The following is a 25,804-nucleotide window of genomic DNA, read 5'->3' on the forward strand; positions in this document are numbered from 1 at the left end:
CCGCTCGGTTAGTTTTTTAAGTTGACCTTAATACCGCCCTTTGCGCCTTTGTTAACTTCCATGAACAATTCCATGATTAATCCCGGCACACTGTCCAATAGTTCAATTAACGCGTCTTTCTGCTCACTGTCGACAGTACGTGTTAAGAAGGTATACGCCGGTGCAACTTTGTTATCGGGCATCAGCTCATTGGTGTAGTTGTTATGGTCGGTCACAGTGGGCGAAAAATTAAACTCAGTGTCCCCAACGCTGACGATGATTACTTTTTTTGCTGTGTTTACTGATTTCATGCGCTCTCTCTTCTGTTGAGTGTTTCATAAATGCGATTAAATCCTCTTTCCATCTGCCGCTCTAAGCGCTCAGCATGGTCTTTGAATTCATCTTTGGTCACATAACTTTCTGCTACGTGTGTTTTAAATTCCGAAATTTCTTTGGTTAACGAAAAAAACTTAGCAATTAATGCGGTCAGCAGTACCGTGACAAACATAGCCACAGCGATAAATGCTTTGATTACCGTTGGATCCATCACGTCTCCTTTTTTTCCTGAATTAAAGGGACTTCTTTTAACCGTTTTCCCTGCAGTGACAAAATAATGTCGTCGACGGTAGACTGTGCAACATCATTGGACGTGAAGCTTTTTAACACTTCTAACCCCCAAATTATCAGGCGGGTAACAAAGCGTTCAGCCATCACACTCCACGCCATTTTAAACAGCATCCCCTGCAGAATTTCCCAGATTGTTTTGCCTAAAATAGAAATAAAAAAATGCATGGTTAGTCCTTCATTTAATCTTTGATAATGGTTAACTGCGCAGGCGAGCCGCCCAGTTCATTCATTAATGCATTAAAAGCATCCCCTGAATGCGTCACACACCACTCATCGTCTAAAAAACCAAAATCAAGTCCCGGTGACAGACAACCAAGCAATTCTGAGGGTTTATTAGCCGGATGAATCAGGCAGGCAGTACGCAGACTTGACCCGTCAATCGTCACGCCTAATGTAGCGGCAACCAGTGCATAGCACTCACCATACTTGGGGCTGTTATGCGGCACGATTAAATAACTTCCCTCCGGCACACAGGATTTAAAGGGCTCGTTGTTACGCCATTCACGCTCAACTATGTGGCAGACTTTGCTGCTGTCTTCGCGGTACAAATAGGAGTATGTACCGTGCTCAAAGTAACGCCGTTTTAAAATAAAATGTTTCATCAAATCCCCTGTTCGGATACCGATTGACAGTTAACACATAACTGACAACCTGGTACTGCAAACCGGCGGGCAGCCGGGATCACTTCATCACACAAAGTGCAGTTGTGTGCACTGGTAATAAACTTAATTTTACTGCTCTGCTGGTGACGGTTAATGAGCCTTTGTGTCTGGGCCATTTCATGCTCACTGGCTCGGTCTAAATCATCCATGGTTAAAATAAGCCCCGCGTATCATTTTCACTCAAATAGGGAATACCGTTAATACTGACAAAGTGCGGACTGGTGACAAACCCTTTAAGTTTACGGGTGGTTTTATCGGTACTTTCCGGATCGACACTGATTAAATCTGAGATAACCAGTTTCACGCCGTACAGCTCAATCTTGTCTTCATCTACTCCGTTATTTGCATAAAACTGGCAGTCATGCGGGGCAATTTCCCGCCAGCTTCCGGCTTCACGCGCTTTTTGCTGCAGCTTACGAAAGTTGTTTAAATCCAATTCATATTCCGTTTCACACTGAGCAGTGCCGTCGGTATAACCATCTGTTACGCCGCGACTCAGTGCGACGGCTGATTCATCACTAATGGTGGCAGTGGCTGACTTCACATGCACCATGACGCCAAGAATAGTGACGTCAAAATTACGACCGGTAAATCTCGCAGTCATCGGTTATTCTCCTATCCGTTGATTAAGCATGATGCCCACGGTAATTTTCACCGGGCATTCATAAGGGGTGACAGCCATTAAAATTTCTATTTCTTCGCTATTAATCCAGGTGATGGTGATGTCTTCATCCAGAGGCGGCTTGATTTCCCCTGGGAACGTGTAATCACCAATGATGGTACTGATCGCCATCTCTCGTAAATCCTGACTGAAATACAGTTCTGCAGAGGCGATACTGCCGGGGGTGGAGTTAAGCTCTCGATCGCCCAGGCGTGCAATAGCGCGGATGCGGACTTTACGCGCCGCCTTCATAGCAACACGGATATGGCGGATATCTTGAAAGTCGCCGCCTTCCACATCAAGCGTTCGCCCGGTTGTCCAGTACTGGCCGTCATAGTCGGGATACCACATCGGCACCGCATAGCGGTTTGATTCGAGCGTTTTTAAATAGGCAAGCTCTAAGGCCGCACCGTCAACATCGACAGCAAGCTCTGTACTGCCTAATACGCTACCGGTTTTAACGCGAGCAGGGGAGTCCGCAATGGAGACTTCTTGATTAGCTAAGCGCCCGGCATAAATACCAATGGTTGAATTATCGGCATGCACCAGTGGAACAACCGTCACGTATTCACTGGCAACCGAATCCTGCATGGCAACAGTATCAGCTAACCACTGCGACCAGGTCTGCCCGGTATCTTGTGTTGTATCAATGTAAGGGCAACAGCAGATAGCAAAGGTTTCACGGCCAAGTTTGGCTTTTAATTCATTTCGCAGAGCAGCTGCATCTTCAAACAGCTTTTTGTCCTCGGCGGGAAAATCTAAAACAAAGGCTTCAAAGCTCGATGTTTCATTGGCTTTACTGACCGCATCCTGCCAGTTATCCTCTTCTTTTAAAATCATGACGCCAGCAGTCCAGCCTTGCTTGCCGTTAAGCTGTGCAGCTTTCACCGTGGTCATTAATGACTCACCGGCAGTTTTGATAACTTCATCTAAATCACTGCTGCTGTCGACCATGATAAGGTCGCGCTCAGGCCCTACTTCTAAGTCACCGTAGCCGACAAACAAAAAATGAAATTCAACGCCCGGAATTGACCCGTTCATCATATTGGAAATGTTAATAATAACTTCTGGAAACGCCATTGCTTTGCTCCTGTTTAACGATATTCGTTACTTTTTGCCGTAATTCATACTCTGGAAAGCACGCGCCCATGCTTTAGTGGTTCTTTCTTTATCAGCCCCTAAAAAACGACGTGACGGTGTTTTTATCTGCCAGCTTTTTTTATGAGGCGGCATTAACCCCATGTCCCGCAGGTAACCAAATGCACCTTGCACTTCTTCTGTGGTGAAGTTCTCAACCATAAATTTAACCGTGGGAACGATTTTCTTTCCCCTTGGGGCGTTAGGGTTCATTCGCCTTGCGTATATTTCATAGCCCAGTGCTTTAAGCGTTTTGGCCTGCGCCCTTGAGCAGCCCTCTGGTTGATTCTTTTTATAATGATTCTTATCCGCCTTTGCCGTGACCGTATTACCTTTGCTGTGACGGCTGCCAAGAACGCCTGCATGTACCCGGTAATTACCTCTTTTAAGCGTGATATCAGCATGATTTTCATCAGAGCTTCCACTGACGATAATATGCTGTCGCAGGCCAAGGAGCATTTTAGGCTTTCGCTTAGTGCGCCTTTTTTTCCTTTTAGCCCACTTACTGCCCTCCGGCATCTGCTGCCGTGTAATATTCTGCCTGGAGGCTGTCGCTATATTGGCAGCCACTCGCCTAAGCAGACGTTTTCTCTTTTGCGGGGGCAACGCTATCGCTTTAGCAACGTTTTCTACCTGTTTTAATGTCTTCTTATTAAAACTAATTTTTATCATGATGCCGGTTGCGTATTGGCAATCACCACGTCACCATGCACTGCTGTCCATATCTCATAAGGTGCTAGAGACCAGTGGCTGTCCTGCCAGTAAATTGGTCCGGCATCATCGGGCACCACCATCACCGGCTCAATAAATTCAATCTCTAAATTCATTAACACCGTGGTTTCACTCTCAGATTCCACATCAAAAACCGGATCGTTTAATTCAAACTCATCACGATGCTGGTCGTTGTCCATTATCCAGGCCATGACGTTGGCAATAATCACCGCCGGGTCAACCTGCTGAAAGGGAAACCGCTCAAAGGTAAATAACGCGCTGTAGGAGATATACCCAATATCACGTCCAAGCCCTTGGTTTTTAGCGCCGACCAGTATCTCCACATCTTCCATCCAGCACTCAATATGTTTGTGCTGGCGCTCAGGTGTCACCTTTTTAAGGTGACTGAGTAACCCCTGCAGGTAATAACCCGCATCGGTTTGGCTTAACGGCGCACTCATAACAGTTCAATGCCCGTTCGGCCTTTTCCTTTAATCGCCCGGATATGCTGCTGACTTTCAGTTAACAATTGGTCGCGTACTTCAACATGGCTGGTTGCGACATTCTCGCCGGCATCCTTCATCTGCGTAGTGGCATATTCCGGTAATAATTCTGATTTAGTGCGGGCAAATACAGCTTTCTCATACAAAATAACCAGCAGGTTTTTATCACCGATTTTCGGCTGACCTACCACGTCCTCGGCTTTTTCAATACCCGATGCTTGATAAGCTGTTTTTACGTTGACCAGCTCAATATTAATCTGGGCAGTAGAAGCAGCAACGGCGTAAGCGATAGACTCTTTGTCCATTTCCAGCGGTACACCACGGCGTTTTTCAAAATCGCCCGCGTTTAAATCCGGCCAAAACCCGTCATTTTCGATAACAGTGTCTTGATACTCCGGGTTTACCTGCCCGTTAAACATATCCGTTTCCTTAATAAGTGCGCCTCTGGCCACTGGCTAAAGGATTAAGCATCGTCATTAATGGCGTGCTCATCCTAGCCAGCCGAGGCGCGGTGGCGTAGGAGCTTTTACAATACGAATTTAAAGGTTCGTGCCGTCAATTAAGGCGCGCATACGCTGCTCAATTTTATCCAGGTGTGTGTTGACCTGTGCTTTCGGGCTTTGGTTTTGTGCTTCAATCAATAACGCCTTTGCCTGCTCAAGTGTTTCAATGTCGCCCACCGAAGACGCTTTTGCTTTACCGTTTTCATCTCGAAGCAGGTGCAGTCCGGCGAATTTGTACCACTTGGCCGTTAACTGTTCATTGATGCGCCACTCTTCCCGAACCATGGCAAACACCTGGCTAAAGAACGGCTCGATTGAATGGCCTTGTGCCGACATGCGCTCACACCATTTCAATACTTCATCCGCACAAAAGGTGGCAAAATCTCGTTTGAACCGCTGTGGTGTATCAAGCTCTCGCTCAATGGCTTGACCACACCAGTTAATTGCGGTGTCTAAGTCTTCAATATCAAACAGCCACACCACCATGATGGCAAATAACGGGTTATCAAAACGCGCTTCGCTCGCTAGATATTCTTCAACGGCGGCGCGGTACTTAGGCACTAATACTTCGCGTTTATGCCGGAGTTTATCGTCAATACGGTTAAAGCCTTTCAGCACCTTTTCATCATTAGCAAGCTCAGTTAATAACAGATGCAGGCTTTTAGGCTCAGCCCCACAAGGCTGATGATGGCCTTGTTCACTCTGCTGTTTTAATTTGTTGTGACGTTGACGCCTGATTACACTAACCATAAAAACTCCTATTCTTCAGGTGGCACAGGAACAGGCCCAATAACAACCTCTTCAATAGCAGCGAATTTATCAAAATCGCCTACGGCATAACCTTCCATGCGCAGGTATGAAGACTCATATTGTTTGCGGTCTTCTTCATTACGCGACTTGCGCCATTGCGTGCCTTTCTGCGTTAAAATCTGCAGGTTCTTTAATGAGGTTACCCAGATAGCCGTGGCCGGGAAAAATGGCGGTGTATAGGCCTTTTTACCGTCAATCGTTTGCGCCAGTGACTGTGCAGCTTTATGCTCCGTCGGCGTATTAGCTGATTCCAGTAAGCGGTGCGACTCTGCTGCCACTAAATCACGGCCGACCAGTACCACTAAATCGGGATCCCCTTGATACACTTCATGAATAACGTTATTCACTAAATCATTAACCACAGAGTCCAGGTTCTTATAAGAATCTTCAGTCTCGCCGGTGGCGTCAAGAACGACAGAATCAATCACTTGCCCAGGCGCTTTTTCTTTAACAATGGTTAACCAGCCTTTATTAACATCCTGGCCTAATGGGTTAGCTTCTGGATCGGTTGTTTCAGCAACGCTGATACCGTTAAAACCAATTCTGAGCATGTCTAATGCAAAGTTACGCGTAATAGAGGCATTCATTAATTTAACGAATTGACCGGCATTACCCGCGTTCGCCCACTGCGTTAAGGTAACCCAGGTAACCGCAGCCCCGGAGTCAGTTTCAACGAGCAGATAAGTATTACCGTCAATACCCAGTTGAGCAGTAAAACGGCCGTTCTTTTTACGACCGGTTAAGAGTCCACCGGTACCCACATCAACCACCTGTCCGGTAATTTGATCAACTGAAATCATAGAAATGCTTGATAAAAAACCATCAGAATACTGAATCGCCTGGCGCAGTTTCGTTTCCATCGGCGGGGTAACAGAGAACTGTTTAGTCACATCGATAACACCGGCAGCTTGTGCTAGAGCAACGGAGTACTCATTTAAATATTTACTGGCTAATGCATTAAACATTAAATCACCTCCACTTGGGTTTCACCGGCACCTTCATTACCTGGTCGCTGACCTGGTACTTCTTTTGACAGATCATTAAATTTTGTTTCTAAACCATTCACTTTTTCAGTTAACGGTTTAAGCTGCTTGGCAAGCTCGCTACTGAACTGCTCTGCAGAAAACTGCTGTGGCTCTTCTGCAGGCACTTCTGTTTCAGGCGCGCTTTCTTTCTGACTGAATTTTTGATCTAACTCAGTCAGTAAATCTGTTTTAAATTCGCTGAAATGCGTTTGCATCTCTTGTGCTAATTCTTCTTTAGTCACGTCGGTTTCCTCTGGTTCAGGGGTTGTTTGGACTTCTGGCAGCGAGCCACCAGACTGGAAATATTGAGCAAGGGTGGCAATGGCTTTAGTGATTGGGTTTTGTTGAGAAAAGCACTCTGAGAATTCAATCTCTTCGAGTTGGCTGCACTCAATGTTTTTTTCATCACCACTGCCTGTTGAGAACTTTAAACGGGTTGTGCCTGTTGATGCCGGAGAGTCCGTCACCGCAAGGCCCATTAAGTAACAGGTCCCCTGGCCTTTATAATCCGGGTTAGGCTCGATGGAGGTAAACAGCTTCTGCTCATTCGCGTTAGCTTTTAAAAGGTGCGTATTAGGCGTGATTTTGGCAAATAGGCGCAGCTTACCGCCTCGCTTTTCTGCTTTTAACTGCTCAACAATGCCCCAGTTATTACCCTCGAATTTACCCCAGTTTGAACGTTGATGCTCCGGCCAGATAAGTGCGCTGTATTCATCATGAGAATAAGCCTCTGCCATTTCCTTGATCCAGTTAGCAGTGATAGCACGACCGTCAACGGTTGCCCCTTCTGTTGCTACTATTTTCCAGTCGCTTGTTTTTGCCATTACCCTGGGCTGCCTTTTTAAGATTGATGTCAGTCAATGTCTCTTTGTAAGGGCAACAATACGCCTTTGAACTGGGCTGGTCAGTCACGGCACTTCCGACAAATTCCGATTTCCCTGTTCTCGGAATTAATCGGAATTTTCTTTAAATATTTGGGGTTTTTCGGGGGGTATGATGAAGATAAATACATTAATGAAGAGTGAAAATGGCCTATTCCCCAGAGGTAAAACAAGCTGCGAGAGCGTTATATTTAAAAGCCTGGACACCAAAAGAAATAGCTAAAGAGCTAGGGCTGGCTAATGAGCGTATTGTTTATTTCTGGGCGGATAAGCACGGCTGGCGTGACATGCTGCGCGAGCATACCGTTGATGAGGCAATCTCTACCCGTATTCAAGCATTACTCGAAATTCCTGAGCCAACTAAGCCGCAGCTGGATTTGTTAGACCGTTTAATCGGTCATCATGTCAAACTGAAAAAACAGCGTAAGCAGGATGAAAAACAAAGCAGCAATGACCAGCAAGCCGGCAGTAAACCCAATAAATCTAACCGTAGTAAGTCATCGAATAGCGACAAGAAAAAGAAGAAAGGCAAAAATAACATTGAGCATATAGCGACCGATGACTTTAATGGTTGGAATGCTTCTTTATTTAAGTACCAGATAAAAATGCGCAATAATATCGGCCAGCGCATTCGTAATATTCTTAAATCCCGGCAAATCGGCGCGACTTATTATTTCAGTGGTGAAGCCTTAGAAGATGCGATTTTAACCGGTGATAATCAGATATTCCTCTCCGCATCACGCAACCAGGCGGAAGTGTTCCGCAGTTATATTATTGCCATCGCCAAAGAGTTTTTAGATATTGAGTTAACCGGTAACCCGATTATTTTATCCAACGGCGCAGAGCTGCGTTTCTTATCAACCAACAGTAAAACGGCACAAAGTTACCACGGCCATGTGTATGTAGATGAATACTTCTGGATCCCCAAGTTTGAAGAATTAAACAAACTGGCTTCCGCCATGGCCACCCATAAGAACTGGCGTAAAACTTACTTTTCAACGCCCTCTTCAAAAACACATCAAGCGTATCCATTTTGGACCGGCGACAGCTGGCGACGTGGTAAAGACAGCCGCGCTAATATTGATTTTCCGACCTTTAAAGAGATGCAGGGCGGCGTAGTGTGTCCCGACAGACAATGGCGCTACATCGTCACCATTGAAGATGCGCTCACTGGAGGCTGTGAATTATTTGATATTGACGAACTGCGCGACGAATACAGCCACGCTGATTTTCAAAATCTGTTTATGTGCGTGTTTGTTGACGGCGCAACGTCAGTCTTTCAGTTCTCACACCTTGAGCGCTGCATGGTTGATATGGCGCACTGGCAGGATGTCAAACCCAATGATAAACGCCCCTTTGGTCATCGTGAAGTCTGGCTGGGATACGACCCGTCACGTACCCGGGACAATGCCTGTTTAGTTGTTGTTTCCCCGCCGATTGTCGCTCCGGAAAAGTTTCGCGTATTAGAAAAGCATTACTGGAAAGGCCTTAACTTTCAGTACCAGGTCGCGCAGATAGTCAAAGTATTTGAGCGCTATAACGTCACCTATTTAGGCGTAGATACGACCGGCATCGGGGCCGGTGTTTGGGATTTAATCAGTAAAAAATACCCGCGGGAAGCCCATGCGATTCATTACAGTAACGAAAGTAAAAACCGCCTGGTCATGAAGATGATAGACATCATTGAAGGTAACCGCCTGCAGTACGATGCTGAGCATAAAGATATCTCAATGGCGTTCATGGCCATCAAACGGGCATCAACACATTCCGGTAATGCCATGACCTTTAAAGCCGAGCGCAGTGAATTAACCGGCCATGCCGATGCTTTCTGGGCTATCTCACACGCACTCATTAATGAACCTTTGGATTATAACGACAAACCCAAATCAACATGGAAAACCGCCGCATGACAGATATTCAAGTAACACCGACAGAGACCCCAAATAATGAAAGCGTCATGTTCAGCTTTGGGGAGCCAGAGATAATGAACAAAGACTTCACTAACTATGAATACAGTGATCTTTTTTATAATCATAGCGAGGACTACTGGGAGCCACCACTCGACCGAAGAGGACTCAACAAACTAACCAGGGCGAATGCCTATCACGGCTCTATCTTAATGGCCAGGCGAAACATGATTGCAGGCCGATATCAAAAAGGCGGCATGACAAAACAACATATGCAGTCCTGCGTACACGATTTTTTAGAATGTGGCGATGCCGGTATTCTGAAATTACGAAATCACTTCGGGCAGGTTGTCGGTCTACACCCGCTGCCTTCTATGTATCTGCGCAAAAATAAAAAAGGGGATTTCTGGCTGCTTGAGCGCGATGATAAAAAACGTAAATACAAAAAAGAAGATGTGATTTTTATTAAACAGTACGATCCGGTTCAGCAGGTTTATGGCGGACCCGATTACCTAGGCTGTGTGCAGTCGGCATTATTAAGTAATGATGCCACCACCTTTAGGCGCCGTTATTACAAAAACGGGCTACATATGGGCTTTATTTTCTACGCCTCGGATCCGAATTTAAGCAAGAAAGATGAAGAAGACTTAAAAGAAAAAATGTCATCAAGCCGGGGTGTAGGTAATTTCCGCTCTATGTTTGTCAATATTCCTAACGGCAAAGAAAAAGGCATTCAGCTGATCCCCGTTGGCGATATTGCCACTAAAGATGAATTTGAGAATATAAAAAACATTACCGCACAAGAAGTCCTCACCGGCCATCGTTTCCCTGTTGAACTAGCCGCCATTATTCCTCATGGTGGTACACGTGGTGACCCGATCAAATTCAACTACGTGTATAACGAAAATGAAGTTATTCCCGCCTGCCAGATTTTAATGGATTCCATAAACGGTGATAAAGAAATTCCAAAGCACCTGCAGTTCGAGTTTGATATAAGCAATGAAATGGCTGCTCCCGGCACCACAAGCATTTCATAAAAATGAAATTCCTGTTTCGGCCTGAAATCCTCCTCAGGCCCTATAAACACTGGCCTGCGCGATCCTTACCAGATCTTGAAATTTCAAAGAGATCTTTCCTAATAACCCACGTAAAATTTAAAACATATTATTTTTCAATAGCTTGAATAAAAACAAACTATTTTCTTAGAGCTTATTTTTTCAAAAAACTGAAATTTTTTTCAATTTACGAAATTTTATATCGGGCAAAACAAGCGCTTTTAAGCGATCTTTAAGATCGCAAAGCCCCGCGCTATATAAGGTCTGAACACCCGTATGGGGTTACACTAGCCCCCTTAAATTTCATGAATTCAAAACTGAAAAAAAAACGCATCACAAACCGCGCAGGTGTGTGAGGGGTGTGCGTTTTCCGTGGCGTAGAGTCTCCTTTGTGTGAGTCCGTCAGAATTATTTTTAAAATTTTTGGCGCTAAAATTTTGAAGGGCGCAGTCATTCGAGGTTTAACCAGGTCGTTAAGCAATGATGAGATATCAATACGTTATGGCTGTACATAAACACAGCGCATATCATATACTGGAGAGGTCAGTCAGTGAGGTGTTTTATGAGAATTCTTTGTCCGGAATGCGGTGAGAAAAGCAGTATCCAGAAGTCCAATAGAATATCGTTAGGGTATTCAGATTTGTATTGTAGTTGTCGTGATCCGGAGTGTGGCCACTCCTTTGTGATGAACCTGTCGTTCAGTCATACATTAAGCCCGTCTGCTAAGACCTCAACGCAGTTAGCGTTTGAGTTATTAAAAACGCTAGCCCCCAGTCAGCAGCAAGAGCTTAAGGCTCAACTTTCTTTGTTGTAACAAAAAGCCCACGCTATGTGGGCTTTCTGTCATTTAGCCATGAATAAATATTTATATGGCCTTACTCCAATTTATTTGACTTCAACAGTCACCATGCAACCCATTTTGGAGCTACTTGCTTTCTCTAACGCTTTGTCCATTGCAAGTAAAATATTCTGACAACTGTGTGAGCAAGCTATTGAACCATTGTCACGAGTAACACCATTAAAACAGATCACTCCCGCATCTGAAAACTCATGAACCGATCTAATGGATTGAACAGCAATTATCATAGTTCCATAAAACTGAGTGCTAACTTTAATGTATGGGATAGCGTAAATTTGACTCATAAGCATATTTCCTTAATATATTTGAAAAATAAATGGCATTTCAGCATACCTAAAATATCTAACCCATTCTATTCAAAAAAACTATTTAATCGATCTATGCCATAGGTGCCAACTAACGATAAAAGATTGGGCATATATTGAATTACTAGCTAGCACTAAGAACTTGGATTCAAATAAAATAAGTGCATAACTTAAAACATAATTTTCTTTGTTGTAATAAAAAGCTCACGTTTTGTGGGCTTTGTCTGAACCTTCTTTTCAATATATTATTAATTGAAACCCACTATCGTATTTTTAAATGTAGCCTCTTCCATTTCAACACCTATAAACTTTCTATTCAGTTTTAAACACTGCTTACCGGTAGACCCAGACCCCATAAATGCATCAAGCACCAATTGCCCTTCTTTACTGCTCGTTAAAATAACATGATCAAGTAAATCAGCTGGCTTTTCACATGGGTGTTTACCAGGGTAGTATTGAACGGGAGGGTATACCCACACATCCGTATAAGGTACTTCACTCGTCACACCAAACGGCCTTCTTAAATAATCGTATTGTTTTTTTAAATCCTGATACTCTAATAGCAAATGCTCGTATTTATTGAGCAGTTCAGCGCGTTCTTTAACTAGGCCTCCATGAGTTCGTGATAATTCATCACCACGTAGCGAGAATAATTTTTGCAATTGTTTATATTGTTTTTCAGTAGGAAGCTTCCACTGGCTTGATGAGAACCAATGTGAACACATTTGAGAGCTTGTCGCCTCGTTAATTTCTTTTGCTGATATATTTAACGCTGTTCGTGCATTTTTAAAATAATTAATCAACGGCTTAAATACTTCTTGTTTTAATTGGTTGCATTTTGTTGCATACCCATTAGCCCCTTTTGCAAATCCTTCTGCGCCGTAGTGTTCGGCAAAGATAATTCTTTCTGTTGCGGGAAAAAACGAACGTAATGACGGTTTATGCGATCTTTTCCAAGCACCAGACGGTTTAGCCCACACAATATGATTCAACACTTTGAAACGATTTTTAATTAATATTTCTGTTTCGGCTGATAATTTAGAACCACAAAAAAGATATAAACTGCCCGATGGTTTTAATACTCGCCAAAACTCAACAAGCACCTCATCAAGCCAGGCTAAAAAAGTTTCTACGTCCGGCCATTGGTTGTCCCATGTATTAGATTTCACTTGAAAATACGGAGGGTCTGTTAAATTAAATCTACATGATTATCTGGAAGGGTTTTTAAATATTTTAAGCAGTCAGCGTTAACCAATGTTACCTGACCGTTTTTTATAATATGTTCGTGCATTTCAGCTCCTTTAAAAGAGCCTTGAATACAGGAGTAAGCAAGCTACAGGCGTAGCTTGCTTATATTTTTGTTGCTTCCTCTCCAGAACTACTGGGTCTCAGGTACTCAAGGCATCAAAAACATAAGCAGTATATCCAAATGCAATTAGACTGTATATATACACAGCCCAATTGCATTAAATAACCTGGGTTCGTTAAAAATCGAATTTTTTACCGTCTTTTAGGGTACTCGTTATATATCCGTAGCCAATGTTAGAATTATTATTTACATTGATAGTTTCATACAGACTATCGAGATCAATTTGTTCAAATTCTTCTTCTGTCATTTCAATTTCTTCGGTTACATAAACCGTATATTCAACTGTTACTTTTGGCATATTATAAATTTCCCATGTTCGTTAATTAGTAAATTAAACTGCAGATTGAATACTCAGCAGGTGTTTTTTTGTACCCATAAATATTAATGGAGTTTTTTCCATTCCAATAAAATTACGGCCAGTTAACAAGCAAGCTTCACCAACTGATCCCGACCCCATAGTGTTATCTAAAATCACATCACCAATTTTTGAATAGGTTTTAATCATATCTAGCAATAGAGATAAAGGTTTTTGGTTTGAATGCCTACGCTCTTTATTAGGAACAGGCGCATGTTTTACCACTGAGCGCGGGTGACGTTCTGTGCTACCTCCGCCAGATTTAACCTTGTCAGCACCACCGTAGCATTCACCAGATTTACGGGTATAAAATTTATTTACTGGTTTATTCCCTTTAGTTTTTTGTGGGTTGTAATAGGGCTGTCTTTTGTAAAATACACATAAATATTCATGCGCTTGCATTGGCATTCTTCCAGCGTTTAAGTGACCAGTTGCACGGGTTTTCTCCCAAATCCAATCATAGCGGTATGTTTTTAGATTACTGCAGGCAAGGACTTTATCAAATGGCGGTTTGGCAAATAGGACAATAGCACCATCATCTTTTACAATTCGGTTGTATTGCTCCCATAGGGCGTTCATATCAATCACCTTATCCCACTTTTGGCGAGTAGTACCAAATGGTAGATCAGCAAGCACCATGTCAATGCTGTTATCTTCTAATTTGGCCATTAAATCTAAGCAGTCGCCCTGTAGTAGTTTCATCACTCAGTTTCCTAGATTGCTTTAATCTGTTTAACTAACTCATTTTTATTCAGAATAGTTGTTTTTCTATTTTGCGAATATTCAAAAAATCCATCATCCGCAATTAACACGCCTTCACTAAATCCCGTTTCAGGATTTCTAAATATAGCTAAACCAACCGGGTGTAGAATCTCAGTGTTAATTTGTTCGATCAAACCCAGTTCACTCATTTTATTCCAATCTATTTTTTTCATAGCGGCCATAAAAATTTCCTACGTTTAGTTAATCTTCATCGTGACCATATAAAAGGGCTTCATGGACGCTTGGGTTATTAGCTCCCGCACCTGTCTTACAAGCATATTCAGCCAATAAGTTTTGAGTATTTTTTAATTGAGAATCTAGTTCTACAATTGCATCAACATCACTTTCATTATCAAAATTAGCAGCTGATTCACCATCTATTGTTAACCACCAACAGTGATGGCCTCTAGTTTTACCGTATTTAGGCATTGTTCAATTTCCTGTGTTAGTTAGGCCGCAATACGGCCTTGTTTAATTTCTACATTTGCTATCACTAACGCTTGTGCAAGTGGAGGACAAACCGCATTGCCACATCGGGCAACCTGCTTTGCTTTTGGCAGTTTTTTACCGGCGCTGTTATGACTTATCTGGTAATCAGATGGAAAGCCCATCCCCGCAAATAGTTCATGTGGTTCAAGCATCCGCATACCGATATCAACAATTTGATAATATTTCCCTTTAATAGTTACTAAACCAAAGCGATCTCTAACTGTGATTGTATCTAATGGCTGAGCACAACTAACTGCACCGCCAGTGCCGTAGTATTTAACGAGAAAGGCTCTTACCTCTCCAATATGAAAACCGCCGGCTGAAATAGTGTGCACAGGCTCATTTGTCCCATGCCCTATATTGGTACCGCGCAGTTTGACCATGTGGCTTGAAACTAAGGCACTTTTACCCATCCCCCCAGCTGTTATAGTGCCAAGCGGTTCGGTTACGGAATTACATGTAGACATTCCAAACTGCCGATCTATTATTGGGGCGACCAGTGCAAAATGTCCGCCTTTCACCTGTGCACAAATAGTTCGTAACGGCTCGTCTATTGGCATGTTCCGCTGACTTGATGCATTGGCATGCTCAGTAATAAATGGCGTTATACATTCACCAGGTACTATGAAAGGTTGCTCTGCTTGAAGAACATATTTTTCCAAACCTTTAGCAATACGTTTTAATGTGTTTTCTACTAAAGGGCGCTTTCTGTTAAAGATAGACCTAACTGGAATTGACCAGTCAATAATATCGGCAGCGGTTTTGTAAGGCAGTAGCCCCTCTCCATGTGTCGGGTTAGGCCAGGTGATAGGTTCGTTGTCTTTACGAGCGATTAAGAACAGTCTTTTCCTAATAGTTGGAGTACCATAGTCACAGGCTTTTAATATTTTCCATTCAACTTTATAACCTAAACCATTTTCAATCTGGTCTAAATTAAACGCCTTACCTAGCGCTGTTTTTACATCGTCAATAGCAGGGTGGTTGCGTGATAGGCCTGTTGTTAATGCATCAACAAACGCATTAAATGTTTCACCTTTTCTTTGCTTGCAAGGTTTATTATCGTCACCGATTGGCCCCCACGTTAAAAACTCTTCGACATTCTCAAGCATAATTACGCGCACGTTAACCAACGCAGCCCAGCGAACAGCAACCCAAGCTAACCCCCGGATGTTTTTATCAACAGGTTTACCGCCTTTTGCGCGACTGAAATGCTTGCAATCCGGACTAAACCAAGCCAGCCCGACAGGACGCCCCGCACATGCAGCAACGGGATCAACATTCCACACTGATTCGCAGTAATGTTTTGTTTCAGGGTGGTTTAACCGGTGCATATCAATTGCATCTTTATCATGATTGATCGCAATATCAACATGGCGATTTAAACCTAACTCCATTCCAGTGCTGGCACCGCCACCACCGGCAAAGTTATCCACTACAATTTCAGCTTTAAAAGTCATAATTATTCCCTCCCATTAAACCAATTTTTTCTGGATATATATCTGTATTTATCCATTCCCGGCTTGCTTTTTATTAACTTTTTTGTCTAATAATTTATTCCCCCAAGTCCTTACACGTTTCACATATTCAGTCGTAAACGGCTTAATACAGTTTGTGAATTCAGAAAAACGTCCCAATTCCCACATTTTATTGCCAGTCACGCCAAACTTGTCATGAAAATGAAGCATGTTATTCATGTATGCCACAAACTCTTCTTCAGTAATTTCTCCCTTTTCAAAACGTGAATAAATAAACTCGTATTCATGAATTTCAGACTTATCATCATGTAATGTTCCTTCTGATACAAACTCGTCCCACGTCATTGGAAACGCCTCACCATGCAGTACCTCGTTGTGTTCAGCTTTCATCCGTTTATCAGCAACGCTTTCATATCGAACATTAAAAACAGCGTTCTTCCTACCCGTTGGATCATATTCAAAGCGCACTAAATGCGGATCAATATAGGTAATATTGCGTTTTACTCGCTCCTCCCAAACTTTCAGCCTGAAATTACCGCCAATATTTAACGAGTTTTGTTTCAATCGGCCCCAAACAGTGCGCTTTTCATCCCCTACCCAGCGCTCTTCAATCACGATATTAGTGAGACTCAGTAGGTCAGTCACAACCTGTTCATTTACCCGTTCACCCTGGCTTTCCAATAAATCGCTAACCTCTTGTTTTTTAATTGGATCAATTGAAACCGTACAGTTAGTGTCAGAACTCCAAGGGCGCTGCGCGCCTGTTTTAACCCCAACTGTCTCCGTTGATTTGTGTGTGAATTTCCAACTACCAGCGCGTGTTATCATAGTTTTGTTATTATTGGTCACGCCCTTTAACTTCTTCACCGTTTCGCCACGTGCGCTGGTTGCGTCTTTATAAACCATCTTAACGGGGTGATCTTTACGCGAGCAGAAAATGCCACCCATTGCTTGAATGTACATACTCCAGCTACCTTTGTTGGCGCTAATACGTGCTACTTCAATCGAGTCATGTTGTTTTTGCAGGTCATAAAAAGATTCTATTTTTAGAGTAGAGACGTGCTTTTCACCTTTTTCCTCAGCAGCCTTCCGCGCTTTCATCTCAGCCACTTCATCTGCCGTCTGTTCAAGCCGTCTAAGTTCTCGCCAAACCGACACAGACGCACCGCCAATCTGCTGAAACTGCCTGACATTCCACAAGCTAGCCCAACCACGTACCGCCCGTGCTTTTACATCAGCAGGGGTCCCCGTTTCTTGATCATCAGAAAGCTGAAAACCGTCAATGTTTTTCGCGATATATTTAGCGATATAAGCTGTTGCACTGCCTTTTTTTGGATCGAGACGCTTGTAATCAAAACGTCGCTTAATTCGCTTACTCACACTAAAAATATGTTTACGCTCTGCTTTTTTATCCGGATTAAACATATCTGGGGTGGCAAATCCTGCCTTGATAGCCTTCGCCCACACCTTGAAGTCATCACGATTGACATGTAGTTCATCTCTATCCTCTTTAGTGAAGTAGTCCGCTAACACAAAGCGGAGTGCCTGCTCATCATCAGGTTTAAAAAAGAAAAGGGCATGCCAATGCGGGGTGCCGTCATGGTGTGGTTCGCAGATACGAAAACCAAAAACATAAATATTCATCCGTTTTAGTTTTGCCCGTGCTCGCGACCATATCTTAGAAAGGTATTTTTGCGTTTGTTTCGGGGTAGCCCCCTTGTAGTTTTCGTTGTCATACGCTTTTTTATTGTTCTTGGTAGAGGTAAACGCATGAAAACGACTCGGAGCCGTTATCGTAAAAAAGCCCCCCATTAAACCAAGCTCTTGCGCTATCGCTTCAAAACCAGCGCTGCGTACCATAAATTCACAGCGTTTTATCTTTGGATTTGCAGTAGACGATTTAAGAATATCCAGTGCAGGTACCTCTTCACCTGTCTCCTCATTTCTCGCCACAACCTGCGAAAGAGCTAAAATATTCGCATCTTGTCGCTCCTTATAATCTGCACGGCCAGCCATACTTAAATACTCAGAAGCCCCTTTGCGAACACGACCAGCAATAATCTGACAATGTTCACAAAACTGCCTATAGGCAACTTCAATACGTCTACTCCACCACTTTTCATCGAGTAGATAATCCAAATGAAGCCATGCACTATCCACCTCAATACGAAACTCATAATCGGCAATGCTCTCCCCCTCAAACATACAATCATCTTGTATTGACGGTGACGGTTTAAAACCCCACTTATCTGCGAGCAGTTGCACCGCTTCCATCACATCGACAACCGTCAGCCCATCTTGAGCACTCTCCCTGGCAAGCTCGGTACATTTCAACGCCCAAACCTGCGCTTCCATTTCACGCAGCCCTTTGCTTTTTAAGCGATTGAGTGCAACAGGCAACGATTTCGCTCCACGCTTAATCATCTTAATACGTTGACGCAACCAACGATTCGGGTTTTTACTTTCCCAGTATTCGCGCTGTTTTTCATTTACCATCACCACAGGTTTATCGAGGTAATAGTTGTTCCAGCGATAGACAAAACCATTAAACAGCGCAATCGCCACCGACTCAGCCAAGCTTTTGTAGAGTGAAGTCACCGCGAAATGCTGATCAACTTCCCACTGATACGCACAATTAATCTTTGCCAGTGCCTTTTCAGGCCTGGCAGTAAAATCAATGTATTTAGTGGGAAGTTGCTTTTGAAATTTGGCAAGTTTTTGATTGATGTTCACTTACGCCAACGCCATAAAGATTGCACTTACATAACGTACCTGGAACTTGGCATCATCAAGCGCATTGTGTGCAGTACCTTCTAGGGTTAAATCCTTCTTCGGGTCAATACCGCGTAAGTAACGGCCTAAATCAACCACCGTTCTCACGTCACGGTCATTTGCAAATAACCAGGGTTGACGCAAGCGTACTGCCTTGTAAGCATTTCCTAAAATTACATTGTCAAAGGTAGGGCCATTACCCCACACAACCGCATTGGTTTTATCTTTTTCATTACGATCACAATGATCCGCTATCCAGGCAGTGAACGCCTCTAAAGCGACACGCAACGTCACCTTGTTTTTATCTTCGAAAACAGCGCGTGCTTCATCACTCTGCTTTAACCACCACAACACGGTTGAACTGTCTAGTTCACCATAATGCGCACTACTGTTTAGGCTGACAACTTGGTAAAACTCCTCGCCCGTTTCACCTGTTAATGGTTCAAAGAACACAGCGCCGATTGATACGATGGCTGCATTTGAGCTATTGCCCATTGTTTCTAGATCTAACATGATATTTTTCATCATTTATTTCCTATTACCCAAAATCACTAAATGAAAGTTTGCTGAACAAACTAGCTGCGCGCTGAATACGTTTGATAGTATTAAAGATTGCCTTACGAGTATCAGGTCTCATTTCTGACAGAGGTTTGTCAGCAAGCTGGCTTTGGAATCCAGCTTCTTTACAGAACATGACCCGCTCTTTGGGGGTTAATGAGTTCCACATATTTTCACCGTAATTAATGGTGCTATGTGTACTCATCATGGCGTGGATTTGAGTAAGGTGCTGGCTTGCCACTTCCGGCGGGGCTACATTGTTAAATCTCATACAGCCCCCATCGCTTTGTCTTTTGCCTGACCGACTAACTCTATTAATAGATCTTCCAATAGTTTTAAGTGGTCAAGCGATTGAGGCTCATCTAAATAAACATGTTCAGTAAAGAGTTCAGTCTGCTTGTTGTCATAATCGGTTCGGGCATCTAAAACACGTACGCTTATTTCTTTTGTGTGCGGGACGTATCTAACAAAGATATGTAGCACTTCATCATTCAACATCGCTAGCGTCATTATTGAATTCACCATGCTATGAATAGCTTTGGTGTTTCCATCGTCTCTTTTGTTAAGAATGCTTTGAGCCTTATCCGCAAAATACTTAGCGCGATTAAGAACAGTCACAATGCTTTTATCTGGGCCAGAAGCCATATCGACACCAATTAAAAGTGCAGTGCCTTGATGGTTTGTCGTTGGATTATTATTTTCTACTCGCATGATCAAACTCCTTTCAATAACGGACGTTTCAGTGCCGGTAATAGACTTGGTGATACCGCATCAATGAATGCGCGGCGTTCGAAATGGTTCAATGCCATGATTAAAATAAACGGGGCACTTGTGCCCATTTTTAAAGCTATGCTATATTCGTTGGACATAATTGGCTCTCTAGGTTTTATTGTGTACGTGGTAATCAGAGTTGGTGCTCTGGTTATCACACTCTTCCTTCACCATTTACCTCTTTGCTAAATGGAATAAATCTTCAATGTTATCTTTGGTTAGCTCGAACTTAACTTCTGTCATTTCCTCTATCTTTAGCGAAATAACGACTCCACCCTCAGTATTTACTGCATAAGCGTCTACATTCTCATTTGTACTTTCTTGCTTTAATTCAATTACTATTTTCATTATCTACACTAATCCCGGTGCACCATTGGTCATCACAAAGTCTGTTGCCATGGATAAAAAGGGCGCGACACCACTGGTTTTATTTTCAAGGTCATGCATCAGCAGCACTAAATTGCTAACGCTTTGATGAGCCCGTTTTAACAACTCATTACGTTTTCTACGAGGCAAACGAACTTCACCGCTATTTTCTAATGCAAGGCGGGACATATCACCGGCATTCATGCTGTTTTCTAAAGCGCGTCTAACCAGAGTTTCTTCACTGCTCTGCAGATCTAACTTTGCACTGACCATATCCAAGCGAAGTAAAAGACAGTCTACGATGCAGTAGTTATTACTCTCTTTAGTGATCAGTATTAAATCTTCTACGGTCAGTCGGTGCGACTGAGAGGGGTTTAATTTATTACGCAGTAATGTCGTGTTAATGCCCGTGTTAGTCGCAATCTGAAACATGTTTTCTTTTTCAGCAAAAACACAACACGCATTATCAAAAGAATGCTGTACAGACTCACGGAAACTGCACATTGAACTAGAAGTGGTCATAATCGATACTCAACTTAACAAAACAAAAAGAATACGAATCAAACAGAATCGCTACAGGTGAACACCGGTTAGCATGCTTGTACTGACTCCCATTCTTGCCGAGCCTCTCTTCGGTTTTGCCAAATTGCTGTAGCGACATCTTTCAGCGTAACCATCCATGGAGCACGCTTTCTTAACCGGTGTGCAGGGAAAGGAAGTTCATGTTTTGCAGCCCTTTCTGCAGCAGTACGAGGCCGCATATTAAGTACTTCTTTAGATATTTCTTTAAGTGGAATCTCTGACGAGCCAAAACGATCTAGCAGTTCTTGTTCGATGTCAGCAATAGTTGCTGGTTTGATGTTTGCTTTCATAGCTCAATCCTGTAATAAAGTGATTAAATGCATTAAAGTGCGCTAAAATGTAATCAAATGTATTTAAATGCAAATAGAACACCATAACGACCAATTAGGTAACGACGTTATTTTTGATCCAAAAGGTGTTCGTAGCAAGCTGTTTTTGCATTTATTTACTGTTATTGTTTTTTTATGTGGTGCGGATAAGAAATGGACGAAATCAAAGAGCAAGTGCAAGAGCAAATAAATGAGCTAAAAAGACTCACTCAGACCTCTAAAAATATTGACTTAGCAAAAGCATTAGGGGTGGCAAGAAATACTATTCAAAACTGGAAGGTTAGAGGCAAGGTGCCTGACTCGGTACTCTTAAAAGCACAACAAATTGCGGATCACTTTGCTAGACACGGCACTTTGCCTGTTACACAAGCACCGAATGACACAATGTCTTCTATTCTTGAATTTGACGTACAAGCAGCGGCAGGAGCCGGCTCATTAGTGTGCAGTGAACATTCAACAGGTACATATTCTATCCCTACTCAGTCACTCATTGAATTAGGGTTAAAAGCAGAACATGCTGTTATTGTATTCTGTTCAGGCGACAGCATGGAATCACTCATGAGTGATGGGGATCGCATCATTGTTGATATTCGTGAGCAACAAACTCCAGTGAAAACTGGGATTTATGTTATTCGCATTGATGAAGCTGTTTATGTAAAGCGTTTAAAATGGAATATTCTAGAGCATTCATACACAGTAGAATCGGAAAACAAAGATTATGACGACTTTGTTTTGGAAGGTAATAATCTGGAACGATTAAAAATTATTGGTAAAGCCAAACTAATAATGAAATCACTCTGACTGCTCTTCCCGCCCAAGATCACAATAAAGTGTAAATAAAAGCAAATACTTCACAAGCCATATACAAAACTATATGGCTTTTTTATACACTTAGAAACCACATAAAAATAATTAGCTACAAGTTATGTACACTAATTCCCCCCCACTGACAGCTAACTAAATAATATCTAATCATATATAGGAAAACTCAATGGATATACAAGTAATAATAATTTTACTCATCTTTTTTCTTCCTCTCATTTTTGCCACTATTTCACGGAAAAAACGTAAGGATCTAGAAAATGAACTAAAAAAATCCAAGAAAGAATTTGAGGTAGAACTACAAGCGTCTCAAACTGATTTGACTACACTCATGACTCTCAACACTGAGTTAGAAGAAAAATATTCACCTATCATAAATATGGAGCTTCATACTCAACAATTACTTGATGATGCCCATGAAGACGTGAATGCAATGAAACAAGAATCTGAGCGTCTTATTGCAATAGCTGAAGGTGAATTAGACAGGTTACAAGTTAATACTAAAGATCTTAATTCTCAGGCTCGTCAGAAAGTTCAAGATTCAAAAACAAAAGCAACGGAAATAGAGGGGACAGCTAGAAGTGAAGCCGAACGTATTCTTGAATTTGCAAAAAAACAAGCCGAAGAAATAGCTGGCGATGCTTATGAAGCCAAACAAAAAGCAGATTCGTACGAGACTGCGATTCGTGCAATGCGTAATACAATTGAAGGTTACAAAGACGAATACATTATTCCCAATCACTCTGTATTAGATGATTTAGCTGATGAATATACTCATAAGGAAGCTGGTGCGACACTCAAAGCAACAAGAGCTACCGTTCGTTCAATGGTTAAAGAAGGTCATGCTGGCGCATGTGATTATGTAGAAAACCTTCGTAAAACCTATGCCGTTCATTTTGCTGTAGATGCTTTTAACGGTAAAGTTGATTCTGCACTTGCGAAAGTTAAACATGATAATTACGGAAAAATAGAACAAGAGATTATTGATGCTTTTGCTTTAGTAAATCATAACGGCCAGCCTTTTCGTAACGCACGTATAAACCAAGAATACCTGGATATTCGTTTAACCGAACTAAAATGGGCAGTTGCTACTTTTGAACTACGTAAAATAGAGAAAGAAGAACAAGCAGAAATCAAAGCGCAAATTCGTGAAGAAGAGAAGGTAATTAGAGAGATTGAAAAAGCACGGATCGCGGCAGAAAAAGAAGAGCGCTTAATTCAGAAGGCTCTACAAAAAGTACGCAAGGAACTTGCTCAAGCTTCTGATGAACAAAAAGAACAATATGAAGCCCAATTAGCTGAGTTAGAAGGCAAGCTTCAAGAAGCTGAAGAGAAAGGCCAACGCGCACTATCAATGGCCCAACAAACACGCCGAGGCCATGTTTACGTTATTAGTAACATAGGTAGCTTTGGTGAAGATGTATTCAAAGTCGGCATGACCCGCAGATTAGAGCCTCTAGATCGAGTTAAAGAACTAAGTGATGCTTCTGTTCCCTTCTCTTTTGATGTGCATGCAATGATTTATAGTGATGATGCACCGACACTTGAAAAAGCGCTTCATAAGCAATTCCAAGATGTAGCGGTCAACAAAACCAACTCTCGCAAAGAATTTTTCCGCACCTCAATTGCAAGTATCAAAAATACTGTTGAGTCCCAAGGCCTTAACGAAATACACTGGACAATGAAAGCTGAAGCAACCGAGTACAGAGAAAGTTTATCCATTGAAAAAGCTAATGAAATAAAAATTGTTGCTTAAATAAAGGTCGTTTGGTCAGGGAAAAGAATGTAACTCCAACCGTTAGACTGCAGATATAAAAAAGCCCGCTTATGGGCTTTTTCATTTCAATAGGCGTTGAAGCAACCCCTTCGGCTTATTATTTTTTTCAGCTAACTCTTGCTCTTTCTTTTTAAACTTCTCATGATAACTAAAATCATGCAGATGAGCATAAACTATTTCTCGCACGGGTAAGCAAACAGAAAAAGCTCTGAAATCTAACTCCTCTTCTTTAACATTATCTACGTCATCGAGGATATCTCGATATGGTGTTATTAGATTCAAAGATAAGGTCTTTTCATCCCGATAGCCACTAAACAGTGGTACGATGTGAATATCATTGAACTCTTTAGCATGTATCTCAAGTGGGTATCCAATATATGTTTTTCTATCTGATAGGGTAAACAGAATTGGTAACCCATATTGATATGAATGAAATAATAATTGAGCATATTCAGAGCTCTCGCTATCCAGTGCAAAAAACTCTACAAAACCATCAGAAAGATCATCTCCGCTAAATAAAATATGAGGGAGCGCCGCAAGAATTATAGATATGAGCAACGCGATAGAGGAAATATCAAACAATACGATATTCGCGTGATTAGACTTACTTAATAAAAGTGTATTTAAGAACCAGTCACCAAGTGAAAAATACCAGTGTTGTGTACTTAAGAGAAAATCAAATAAAACATAGAAGAGCGTTGCTATGCCAGTAAGTGCCAACCCGACTCCAGCAGACTTAAGAAAAGTATGGTAGCCAGTCGTCCGGGCAAATCGGTGACGGTCGCTTGGTCTACTACTCAAATAAATATAGCCTGCAAGACACAAAATAAATACTATAAATATTGATGTTGCTCTAAGCACCTACTTTCCTTCTAAAAAAAGTAAAGGGGCTTTAGCCCCTTTTTCTTTTTGTTGAACTGTTAAATTATTTTGCCTGCAGATTTTTCATAGCGGCAGCTGCTTGTTTCTGAACATTTTTACTATTTCTAAATGACTCCATGTCCATACGCACAACATCTGGATTTACCATTTTAGGCTTTATACTAAATTGTATGTATTCAGAGCGATCATATAATGGCATTCCAAAGATCATTCTAATAATTTTTTTCATATCTCATCTCCCGTTTTAATACGTTACTTTATTTAATATTCTCTTAGCCCTATCGCCTACTCTAAAGAGCTTGAGTAACGTAATGATGAATATGTGCTTATTTAGATGTGTTGTTTCTTATATTGTAAATATAATTTGTAAATACTATTTACAAATATAGTACAATTCAAAATGATTATAGGCAATTAAAAGCAGCGATTACTTTACTTCTAATTTTACTTAGATTTAAATTCTGAGGGTTAAAGCTTATTTATTCTATCTAATATATAAGTGTTGACTCTATAACTTTTCTATTCAATGACTCGGTCCCCCTTTCAGTATCCCACACTAAAGACGTCCCCTATAACCCCCTATAAATATCAAACAACAGTAACAGCTTAAAAGTCAATCCAGCATAAGTGGCAATGAAATTGCGAGAGGCAAGTATTTACTTATCGAAAAATAGATATGTTATGAATCAATACGCAGATGATTGGAACGATAACTAGCTGGTTCACCTCGGTACACCTTTTGGCTTAAAACTTAAATATAAAAAACAATGGTGCACCTATAGTGCGCCTAAATACTGATAAAGCCACATATATTCCTAAAGTCAGTCCAATCCAGCATCGGTGCTATGGAAAAGCGGTTTGACGGGTAAA

35 protein-coding genes are annotated in these 25,804 nt (G+C 42.0%); 5 read left to right on the top strand and 30 right to left on the bottom strand.

Annotation, left to right across the window (positions count from 1 at the left end; translation table 11 throughout):
* Positions 1-8 precede the first annotated feature (8 nt).
* The 13 genes from G327_RS0114320 to G327_RS0114380 form a co-directional block, all read right to left on the bottom strand.
* A complete protein-coding gene (locus G327_RS0114320; protein WP_019615480.1) occupies positions 9-290 on the bottom strand; it encodes a putative phage tail assembly chaperone in 282 nt (93 codons plus the stop codon).
* Positions 287-526, bottom strand: coding sequence for a hypothetical protein (locus G327_RS0114325; protein WP_019615481.1), 240 nt, complete (start codon positions 524-526; stop codon positions 287-289). Before G327_RS0114325 ends, G327_RS0114320 begins: the two co-directional genes overlap by 4 nt.
* Positions 526-771 carry a hypothetical protein gene (locus tag G327_RS0114330; protein WP_019615482.1) on the bottom strand — a complete coding sequence of 82 codons (246 nt, stop codon included), beginning with the start codon at positions 769-771 and terminating at the stop codon, positions 526-528. Before G327_RS0114330 ends, G327_RS0114325 begins: the two co-directional genes overlap by 1 nt.
* Positions 772-785: 14 nt before the next feature.
* Positions 786-1,208 carry a DUF5675 family protein gene (locus G327_RS0114335; protein WP_019615483.1) on the bottom strand — a complete coding sequence of 141 codons (423 nt, stop codon included), beginning with the start codon at positions 1,206-1,208 and terminating at the stop codon, positions 786-788.
* Positions 1,208-1,417 (bottom strand): TraR/DksA C4-type zinc finger protein, encoded by a 210-nt coding sequence (locus G327_RS0114340; RefSeq protein WP_019615484.1) that lies wholly within the window; start codon positions 1,415-1,417, stop codon positions 1,208-1,210. The genes G327_RS0114335 and G327_RS0114340 overlap by 1 nt, the downstream gene beginning before the upstream one ends.
* 2 nt (positions 1,418-1,419) lie before the next feature.
* Complete coding sequence (locus G327_RS0114345) at positions 1,420-1,872, bottom strand: phage protein (RefSeq protein WP_019615485.1); 453 nt, start codon at positions 1,870-1,872, stop codon at positions 1,420-1,422.
* 3 nt (positions 1,873-1,875) lie between these two features.
* A complete protein-coding gene (locus G327_RS0114350) occupies positions 1,876-3,009 on the bottom strand; it encodes a DUF2586 domain-containing protein (protein ID WP_019615486.1) in 1,134 nt (377 codons plus the stop codon).
* Positions 3,010-3,036: 27 nt separating this feature from the next.
* Positions 3,037-3,738 (bottom strand): phage virion morphogenesis protein, encoded by a 702-nt coding sequence (locus G327_RS0114355; RefSeq protein WP_019615487.1) that lies wholly within the window; start codon positions 3,736-3,738, stop codon positions 3,037-3,039.
* On the bottom strand, positions 3,735-4,238 hold the full coding sequence (locus G327_RS0114360) for a phage tail protein (protein ID WP_019615488.1): 504 nt from the start codon (positions 4,236-4,238) through the stop codon (positions 3,735-3,737). The genes G327_RS0114355 and G327_RS0114360 overlap by 4 nt, the downstream gene beginning before the upstream one ends.
* Positions 4,235-4,699: a head completion/stabilization protein gene (locus tag G327_RS0114365; protein WP_019615489.1), complete on the bottom strand. Its 465-nt coding sequence runs from the start codon at positions 4,697-4,699 to the stop codon at positions 4,235-4,237. Before G327_RS0114365 ends, G327_RS0114360 begins: the two co-directional genes overlap by 4 nt.
* Positions 4,700-4,819: 120 nt before the next feature.
* Entirely contained in the window at positions 4,820-5,533 is a 714-nt protein-coding gene (gene gpM, locus G327_RS0114370; protein WP_019615490.1) for a phage terminase small subunit, read from the bottom strand.
* Positions 5,534-5,541: 8 nt separating this feature from the next.
* Complete coding sequence (locus G327_RS0114375; protein WP_019615491.1) at positions 5,542-6,558, bottom strand: phage major capsid protein, P2 family; 1,017 nt, start codon at positions 6,556-6,558, stop codon at positions 5,542-5,544.
* Positions 6,558-7,442 carry a GPO family capsid scaffolding protein gene (locus tag G327_RS0114380; protein WP_019615492.1) on the bottom strand — a complete coding sequence of 295 codons (885 nt, stop codon included), beginning with the start codon at positions 7,440-7,442 and terminating at the stop codon, positions 6,558-6,560. The genes G327_RS0114375 and G327_RS0114380 overlap by 1 nt, the downstream gene beginning before the upstream one ends.
* Positions 7,443-7,645: 203 nt before the next feature.
* Here G327_RS0114380 and G327_RS0114385 point away from each other — a divergent pair, with 203 nt between their 5' ends.
* The 3 genes from G327_RS0114385 to G327_RS26570 all read left to right on the top strand — a co-directional run bounded on the left by G327_RS0114385 (position 7,646) and on the right by G327_RS26570 (position 11,275).
* Positions 7,646-9,409, top strand: coding sequence for a terminase large subunit domain-containing protein (locus tag G327_RS0114385; RefSeq protein WP_019615493.1), 1,764 nt, complete (start codon positions 7,646-7,648; stop codon positions 9,407-9,409).
* Positions 9,406-10,443 carry a phage portal protein gene (locus G327_RS24790; RefSeq protein ID WP_019615494.1) on the top strand — a complete coding sequence of 346 codons (1,038 nt, stop codon included), beginning with the start codon at positions 9,406-9,408 and terminating at the stop codon, positions 10,441-10,443. The genes G327_RS0114385 and G327_RS24790 overlap by 4 nt, the downstream gene beginning before the upstream one ends.
* Positions 10,444-11,023: 580 nt before the next feature.
* On the top strand, positions 11,024-11,275 hold the full coding sequence (locus tag G327_RS26570) for an Ogr/Delta-like zinc finger protein (protein WP_019615495.1): 252 nt from the start codon (positions 11,024-11,026) through the stop codon (positions 11,273-11,275).
* Positions 11,276-11,346: 71 nt separating this feature from the next.
* Here the strand turns inward: G327_RS26570 and G327_RS0114395 are convergent, their stop codons facing one another.
* From G327_RS0114395 to G327_RS0114465, 15 genes are all read right to left on the bottom strand, one after another.
* On the bottom strand, positions 11,347-11,604 hold the full coding sequence (locus tag G327_RS0114395) for a hypothetical protein (RefSeq protein WP_019615496.1): 258 nt from the start codon (positions 11,602-11,604) through the stop codon (positions 11,347-11,349).
* A gap of 269 nt (positions 11,605-11,873) precedes the next feature.
* Positions 11,874-12,794, bottom strand: a complete 921-nt coding sequence (locus G327_RS25700; protein WP_211217235.1) for a DNA-methyltransferase — start codon at positions 12,792-12,794, stop codon at positions 11,874-11,876.
* 315 nt (positions 12,795-13,109) lie between these two features.
* Positions 13,110-13,292 (bottom strand): hypothetical protein, encoded by a 183-nt coding sequence (locus tag G327_RS0114405; protein ID WP_019615497.1) that lies wholly within the window; start codon positions 13,290-13,292, stop codon positions 13,110-13,112.
* Positions 13,293-13,325: 33 nt separating this feature from the next.
* Positions 13,326-14,051 carry a DNA-methyltransferase gene (locus G327_RS0114410; protein ID WP_019615498.1) on the bottom strand — a complete coding sequence of 242 codons (726 nt, stop codon included), beginning with the start codon at positions 14,049-14,051 and terminating at the stop codon, positions 13,326-13,328.
* Between the two features lie 11 nt (positions 14,052-14,062).
* Positions 14,063-14,293, bottom strand: a complete 231-nt coding sequence (locus G327_RS0114415; RefSeq protein WP_019615499.1) for a DUF7415 domain-containing protein — start codon at positions 14,291-14,293, stop codon at positions 14,063-14,065.
* A 19-nt stretch (positions 14,294-14,312) separates the two neighbouring features.
* The gene (locus tag G327_RS0114420; RefSeq protein ID WP_019615500.1) at positions 14,313-14,540 is read right to left on the bottom strand and encodes a hypothetical protein; all 228 of its coding nucleotides are present in this window, start codon (positions 14,538-14,540) and stop codon (positions 14,313-14,315) included.
* 20 nt (positions 14,541-14,560) lie between these two features.
* Complete coding sequence (locus tag G327_RS0114425; protein ID WP_019615501.1) at positions 14,561-16,057, bottom strand: DNA cytosine methyltransferase; 1,497 nt, start codon at positions 16,055-16,057, stop codon at positions 14,561-14,563.
* A gap of 48 nt (positions 16,058-16,105) precedes the next feature.
* A complete protein-coding gene (locus G327_RS26130; protein ID WP_019615502.1) occupies positions 16,106-18,808 on the bottom strand; it encodes a replication endonuclease in 2,703 nt (900 codons plus the stop codon).
* Positions 18,809-19,375: a 3'-5' exonuclease gene (locus tag G327_RS0114435; protein ID WP_245542698.1), complete on the bottom strand. Its 567-nt coding sequence runs from the start codon at positions 19,373-19,375 to the stop codon at positions 18,809-18,811.
* A 10-nt stretch (positions 19,376-19,385) separates the two neighbouring features.
* Positions 19,386-19,676: a hypothetical protein gene (locus G327_RS0114440; RefSeq protein ID WP_019615504.1), complete on the bottom strand. Its 291-nt coding sequence runs from the start codon at positions 19,674-19,676 to the stop codon at positions 19,386-19,388.
* Complete coding sequence (locus G327_RS0114445) at positions 19,673-20,116, bottom strand: hypothetical protein (RefSeq protein ID WP_019615505.1); 444 nt, start codon at positions 20,114-20,116, stop codon at positions 19,673-19,675. Before G327_RS0114445 ends, G327_RS0114440 begins: the two co-directional genes overlap by 4 nt.
* Before the next feature lie 2 nt (positions 20,117-20,118).
* Entirely contained in the window at positions 20,119-20,274 is a 156-nt protein-coding gene (locus G327_RS27070) for a hypothetical protein (RefSeq protein ID WP_019615506.1), read from the bottom strand.
* Between the two features lie 76 nt (positions 20,275-20,350).
* Positions 20,351-20,524 carry a hypothetical protein gene (locus G327_RS26875; protein WP_019615507.1) on the bottom strand — a complete coding sequence of 58 codons (174 nt, stop codon included), beginning with the start codon at positions 20,522-20,524 and terminating at the stop codon, positions 20,351-20,353.
* 3 nt (positions 20,525-20,527) lie between these two features.
* Positions 20,528-21,064, bottom strand: a complete 537-nt coding sequence (locus tag G327_RS0114460) for a phage regulatory CII family protein (RefSeq protein WP_026339368.1) — start codon at positions 21,062-21,064, stop codon at positions 20,528-20,530.
* Between the two features lie 68 nt (positions 21,065-21,132).
* Positions 21,133-21,414 carry a pyocin activator PrtN family protein gene (locus G327_RS0114465; protein WP_019615509.1) on the bottom strand — a complete coding sequence of 94 codons (282 nt, stop codon included), beginning with the start codon at positions 21,412-21,414 and terminating at the stop codon, positions 21,133-21,135.
* A 192-nt stretch (positions 21,415-21,606) separates the two neighbouring features.
* Between G327_RS0114465 and G327_RS0114470 the strand changes: the two genes are divergently transcribed.
* Both G327_RS0114470 and G327_RS0114475 read left to right on the top strand, forming a co-directional pair.
* A complete protein-coding gene (locus G327_RS0114470) occupies positions 21,607-22,254 on the top strand; it encodes a S24 family peptidase (RefSeq protein WP_019615510.1) in 648 nt (215 codons plus the stop codon).
* A gap of 190 nt (positions 22,255-22,444) precedes the next feature.
* A complete protein-coding gene (locus G327_RS0114475) occupies positions 22,445-24,031 on the top strand; it encodes an SNIPE associated domain-containing protein (protein ID WP_019615511.1) in 1,587 nt (528 codons plus the stop codon).
* 81 nt (positions 24,032-24,112) lie between these two features.
* On the opposite strand, the gene G327_RS0114480 is transcribed toward G327_RS0114475, so the two are convergent.
* Positions 24,113-24,913: a hypothetical protein gene (locus G327_RS0114480; protein WP_019615512.1), complete on the bottom strand. Its 801-nt coding sequence runs from the start codon at positions 24,911-24,913 to the stop codon at positions 24,113-24,115.
* Positions 24,914-24,977: 64 nt separating this feature from the next.
* Positions 24,978-25,163, bottom strand: coding sequence for a hypothetical protein (locus G327_RS0114485; protein WP_019615513.1), 186 nt, complete (start codon positions 25,161-25,163; stop codon positions 24,978-24,980).
* Between the last annotated feature and the right edge of the window lie 641 nt (positions 25,164-25,804).

The organism is Psychromonas ossibalaenae ATCC BAA-1528 (assembly GCF_000381745.1).
Taxonomy (GTDB): domain Bacteria; phylum Pseudomonadota; class Gammaproteobacteria; order Enterobacterales; family Psychromonadaceae; genus Psychromonas; species Psychromonas ossibalaenae.

What these genes read in the sequence shown, in the direction of transcription:
- G327_RS0114320 (WP_019615480.1), bottom strand. Translation starts at nt 290, where the DNA reads ATGAAATCAGTAAACACAGCAAAAAAAGTAATCATCGTCAGCGTTGGG.
- G327_RS0114325 (WP_019615481.1), bottom strand. Translation starts at nt 526, where the DNA reads ATGGATCCAACGGTAATCAAAGCATTTATCGCTGTGGCTATGTTTGTC.
- G327_RS0114330 (WP_019615482.1), bottom strand. Translation starts at nt 771, where the DNA reads ATGCATTTTTTTATTTCTATTTTAGGCAAAACAATCTGGGAAATTCTG.
- G327_RS0114335 (WP_019615483.1), bottom strand. Translation starts at nt 1,208, where the DNA reads ATGAAACATTTTATTTTAAAACGGCGTTACTTTGAGCACGGTACATAC.
- G327_RS0114340 (WP_019615484.1), bottom strand. Translation starts at nt 1,417, where the DNA reads ATGGATGATTTAGACCGAGCCAGTGAGCATGAAATGGCCCAGACACAA.
- G327_RS0114345 (WP_019615485.1), bottom strand. Translation starts at nt 1,872, where the DNA reads ATGACTGCGAGATTTACCGGTCGTAATTTTGACGTCACTATTCTTGGC.
- G327_RS0114350 (WP_019615486.1), bottom strand. Translation starts at nt 3,009, where the DNA reads ATGGCGTTTCCAGAAGTTATTATTAACATTTCCAATATGATGAACGGG.
- G327_RS0114355 (WP_019615487.1), bottom strand. Translation starts at nt 3,738, where the DNA reads ATGATAAAAATTAGTTTTAATAAGAAGACATTAAAACAGGTAGAAAAC.
- G327_RS0114360 (WP_019615488.1), bottom strand. Translation starts at nt 4,238, where the DNA reads ATGAGTGCGCCGTTAAGCCAAACCGATGCGGGTTATTACCTGCAGGGG.
- G327_RS0114365 (WP_019615489.1), bottom strand. Translation starts at nt 4,699, where the DNA reads ATGTTTAACGGGCAGGTAAACCCGGAGTATCAAGACACTGTTATCGAA.
- gpM (WP_019615490.1), bottom strand. Translation starts at nt 5,533, where the DNA reads ATGGTTAGTGTAATCAGGCGTCAACGTCACAACAAATTAAAACAGCAG.
- G327_RS0114375 (WP_019615491.1), bottom strand. Translation starts at nt 6,558, where the DNA reads ATGTTTAATGCATTAGCCAGTAAATATTTAAATGAGTACTCCGTTGCT.
- G327_RS0114380 (WP_019615492.1), bottom strand. Translation starts at nt 7,442, where the DNA reads ATGGCAAAAACAAGCGACTGGAAAATAGTAGCAACAGAAGGGGCAACC.
- G327_RS0114385 (WP_019615493.1), top strand. Translation starts at nt 7,646, where the DNA reads ATGGCCTATTCCCCAGAGGTAAAACAAGCTGCGAGAGCGTTATATTTA.
- G327_RS24790 (WP_019615494.1), top strand. Translation starts at nt 9,406, where the DNA reads ATGACAGATATTCAAGTAACACCGACAGAGACCCCAAATAATGAAAGC.
- G327_RS26570 (WP_019615495.1), top strand. Translation starts at nt 11,024, where the DNA reads ATGAGAATTCTTTGTCCGGAATGCGGTGAGAAAAGCAGTATCCAGAAG.
- G327_RS0114395 (WP_019615496.1), bottom strand. Translation starts at nt 11,604, where the DNA reads ATGAGTCAAATTTACGCTATCCCATACATTAAAGTTAGCACTCAGTTT.
- G327_RS0114405 (WP_019615497.1), bottom strand. Translation starts at nt 13,292, where the DNA reads ATGCCAAAAGTAACAGTTGAATATACGGTTTATGTAACCGAAGAAATT.
- G327_RS0114410 (WP_019615498.1), bottom strand. Translation starts at nt 14,051, where the DNA reads ATGAAACTACTACAGGGCGACTGCTTAGATTTAATGGCCAAATTAGAA.
- G327_RS0114415 (WP_019615499.1), bottom strand. Translation starts at nt 14,293, where the DNA reads ATGGCCGCTATGAAAAAAATAGATTGGAATAAAATGAGTGAACTGGGT.
- G327_RS0114420 (WP_019615500.1), bottom strand. Translation starts at nt 14,540, where the DNA reads ATGCCTAAATACGGTAAAACTAGAGGCCATCACTGTTGGTGGTTAACA.
- G327_RS0114425 (WP_019615501.1), bottom strand. Translation starts at nt 16,057, where the DNA reads ATGACTTTTAAAGCTGAAATTGTAGTGGATAACTTTGCCGGTGGTGGC.
- G327_RS0114435 (WP_245542698.1), bottom strand. Translation starts at nt 19,375, where the DNA reads ATGATGAAAAATATCATGTTAGATCTAGAAACAATGGGCAATAGCTCA.
- G327_RS0114440 (WP_019615504.1), bottom strand. Translation starts at nt 19,676, where the DNA reads ATGAGATTTAACAATGTAGCCCCGCCGGAAGTGGCAAGCCAGCACCTT.
- G327_RS0114445 (WP_019615505.1), bottom strand. Translation starts at nt 20,116, where the DNA reads ATGCGAGTAGAAAATAATAATCCAACGACAAACCATCAAGGCACTGCA.
- G327_RS27070 (WP_019615506.1), bottom strand. Translation starts at nt 20,274, where the DNA reads ATGTCCAACGAATATAGCATAGCTTTAAAAATGGGCACAAGTGCCCCG.
- G327_RS26875 (WP_019615507.1), bottom strand. Translation starts at nt 20,524, where the DNA reads ATGAAAATAGTAATTGAATTAAAGCAAGAAAGTACAAATGAGAATGTA.
- G327_RS0114460 (WP_026339368.1), bottom strand. Translation starts at nt 21,064, where the DNA reads ATGACCACTTCTAGTTCAATGTGCAGTTTCCGTGAGTCTGTACAGCAT.
- G327_RS0114465 (WP_019615509.1), bottom strand. Translation starts at nt 21,414, where the DNA reads ATGAAAGCAAACATCAAACCAGCAACTATTGCTGACATCGAACAAGAA.
- G327_RS0114470 (WP_019615510.1), top strand. Translation starts at nt 21,607, where the DNA reads ATGGACGAAATCAAAGAGCAAGTGCAAGAGCAAATAAATGAGCTAAAA.
- G327_RS0114475 (WP_019615511.1), top strand. Translation starts at nt 22,445, where the DNA reads ATGGATATACAAGTAATAATAATTTTACTCATCTTTTTTCTTCCTCTC.
- G327_RS0114485 (WP_019615513.1), bottom strand. Translation starts at nt 25,163, where the DNA reads ATGAAAAAAATTATTAGAATGATCTTTGGAATGCCATTATATGATCGC.